This window comes from Oligella urethralis DSM 7531 (assembly GCF_000372065.1).
GTDB classification, from domain to species: Bacteria; Pseudomonadota; Gammaproteobacteria; order Burkholderiales; family Burkholderiaceae_B; genus Oligella; species Oligella urethralis.
Genome location: NZ_AQVB01000039.1, coordinates 1 through 2706, shown reverse-complemented (window position 1 = coordinate 2706; position 2706 = coordinate 1). Strand labels below are relative to the sequence as shown.

Here is a 2706-nt window from a genome sequence, read left to right as displayed (position 1 = left end):
GATGTCGTCGTCTTTAGTCATGTAACTTTCCATGTGAAATACTCCTATGAAGAATATCGGATTAAAGGAAGTTACACAAAATTATTTACAGGCTCTACTCAGAAACTGCCTTCCATCGTGCTTTTTGATGCCTCTGTCGGTTTACAAACAAAGCACCATGATTTCTATGTTTGGGGTAAAAACTTATTAGATAAGCGTTATATGGGCTTTGGTGCGGGTATTGCAAATATGGGGGTACCCGCCGAAGGGCGCACTTTTGGTGTTAATTATAGCTATAAGTTTTAACTTATCACCAGTCGAGGTTAAGAGCTCGTCTGAGTTCTTAACCTGTGAAGCTTAATGAATTTTTAAGGACTTTGATGTCACAGAGTGCAAGCCGTAATCCATGGTTCATGCTGATCATGGTTTATATCACGCAGTATATTGGTATTTCCTTTTTATTTACGGGTGGTATCGTTATTTTCAGGACACTGGGCGTACCATTAGAGCAATTGTCTCTGGTTTTCTGGGTCATGCTACCAATTGCCCTGCGTTTGATATTTAGCTTATTTGTCGATAAGGTAAGCACGTTTTTGCAGGGGCATTATCGTGGCTGGCTACTAATCGCTCAAATGATGATGACCACTTTATTGGTGGTGATTAGCTTTATTGATCCTTTGCACCGTTTTTATTGGATGCTGGGGCTATTTTTTGTGTATGCCATTTTTACTGGGATACAAGATGTCTCCGTAGATGGTTTAGTTTGTAAGATTTTTCCAACGCAGAAACGGCAACAGGCGAATGCGCTGCAATACGCAGGTAGTTTTATTGGTAACGCGGTTGGCGGCGGTGTTGTATTGATGTTTTACCAAACGTTGGGTTGGCAAGGTAGCTTGTTGTTTTTGGCATCTTTGACCATGATTTCCGTATGCCAAATCACCTTTTATCGTGAGCCAGCTGAGGCAGTTACTCCCCTATCTAAGGAGTGGGTTTCTTTGAGTTTGTGGGCAGAGTTTAAGTCCTTTATTAAACGGCATGTGAAGTGGTTGTTGTTTTTACTGGTCGCTGCCTTTGGGATAAGTTTTTTGGGTGCGCTCTTAAATCCCTTGCTAGTGGACTCAGGATGGTCGCCAGAAGAGATTGGTTTAATGACGAAAGTGTATGGCTCAGTTATCGGTGTCTTATCGGCCTTATTAGCTATCCCCTTAATGCGTTATTTAGGCAGTGGTAAAGCGTTTGCCTTACTTTCGCTCTTAATGGCACTCAGTCTGACGCTATATTTACCAATAACACAAAGTCAAGTTGCTAAATGGTATGTGTATCTAGCGGTAAGTATAAGTACCTTGGTGCAACCCGCTTTGATGGCGTCACTCAGCACCATCATTATGAATAAGGCGGCAGTCACCTCATCAAAAGCCACTTTTGTCTCATTGCAACTAAGTTTAGCCACAGTGACAGGCATGGTGTATTCATCATTGAGCCTTAAATTGGCGCATAACGTTGGTTATTATGCCGTGATGATTATCGCTGTGGTAGTGAGTTTTGCTTTAGTGGTGTTGCTGCTGATTTTAATCAAATGGTCTAAACGCACAGGTCATGAGTTGTTAGCAGAAAATTAAGTAAATGATAAAAACCTTACAGGAGAACAAGTGTGCAAGAAGAATTAATCATGATGGTCGCTAAAACATTAGGAATTTCACTCGATGATATTGATGTGAACGAAAATTTACTCGTACTAGGTTTGCATTCACTAGCGTTGATGTCGATTGCTGAGCAGATTGCGCAACGCTTTGATAAAACTATTGGTTTTGCTGAACTGATGCAGAATCCGACGATTAATGCGTGGGAAGCATTGGTGAGAGCTTGATATTGTTGTAAAAAGTCGGCTTAACTAAACTATTAGGAAGACAAAAATGCAGAGAACACCGCTTGCCAATATAGACGAAAAGCTTGATGTGATTGAACATTTAAGGAACCGCTGAACAAAGTCGCTCAAGCGAGCGAATTTATCAACTTTACAAATCAGCTCTGAAAACCGAGCGTTAGAGTCATAAAAACATCTATTTTTGAACGGTTTTACCCGTTTTTGCTGCTTTTCCGGGCAGCATCCCGGGTTTTAGGCGGATTTATCCCGCCAACGGCATAAATCGTTTCGATAAAAACAGGTTCGCCAAGGCAAACAAGCTATACAGCTGAGCGGTGTTTTTCGCCAAACCACGGTAGCGCGTCTTGCGATGACCAAAGTGAACCTTGACCCAGTAAAACGGATGCTCAACCTTGGCGCGAATCCGGCTCTTTAACTGCTCGATTTTATCTACAAGTCGACCTTCTTCTGTACCACTTTCACGCAGCTTGCGACGCTTCCCGTGACGCATGGCAATCACCCGGTTCACCTTTTTATCCTTGTTCTCTTCTCGTTCCCCAGCGCCCTGATAACCTGAGTCACCGTACACATCCTGCTCCTCGCCATGCAGCAGGGCATGGGCCTGGGTTACATCGTGAGTATTGGCAGGCGTAGTCACCAGCGTATGCACCAGACCGCTGGCTGCATCAACACCGATGTGGGCTTTCATGCCAAAGTAATACTGGTTACCTTTCTTGGCGTGACGCATTTCAGGGTCACGGCTTTTGCGTTTGCCCAGCGAGGTTGGCAAACCCGACAGGTTGCAAGAGACCTGTATCACCCTGACTAAGGGGAAGATAATCCGAATGGCAAGGGCGTTGCCG

The 2706-nt window shown here is 43.8% G+C and carries 4 protein-coding genes; 3 read left to right on the top strand and 1 reads right to left on the bottom strand.

Features of this window, described 5'->3' with window-relative positions; translation table 11 throughout:
- The 3 genes from A3GA_RS12220 to A3GA_RS0110985 form a co-directional block, all read left to right on the top strand.
- On the top strand, nucleotides 1-285 hold a 285-nt coding region (locus A3GA_RS12220; protein ID WP_018027455.1), incomplete at its 5' end, for a TonB-dependent receptor.
- Nucleotides 286-359: 74 nt separating this feature from the next.
- Entirely contained in the window at nucleotides 360-1598 is a 1239-nt protein-coding gene (locus A3GA_RS0110990) for an MFS transporter (protein ID WP_018027454.1), read from the top strand.
- Between the two features lie 32 nt (nucleotides 1599-1630).
- Nucleotides 1631-1846 carry an acyl carrier protein gene (locus A3GA_RS0110985; protein WP_018027453.1) on the top strand — a complete coding sequence of 72 codons (216 nt, stop codon included), beginning with the start codon at nucleotides 1631-1633 and terminating at the stop codon, nucleotides 1844-1846.
- A gap of 259 nt (nucleotides 1847-2105) precedes the next feature.
- On the opposite strand, the gene A3GA_RS11755 is transcribed toward A3GA_RS0110985, so the two are convergent.
- Nucleotides 2106-2706 (bottom strand): IS5 family transposase (locus A3GA_RS11755; RefSeq protein WP_018027452.1); only part of this gene is annotated, 601 nt, incomplete at its 5' end.

What these genes read in the sequence shown, in the direction of transcription:
- A3GA_RS0110990 (WP_018027454.1), top strand. Translation starts at nt 360, where the DNA reads ATGTCACAGAGTGCAAGCCGTAATCCATGGTTCATGCTGATCATGGTT.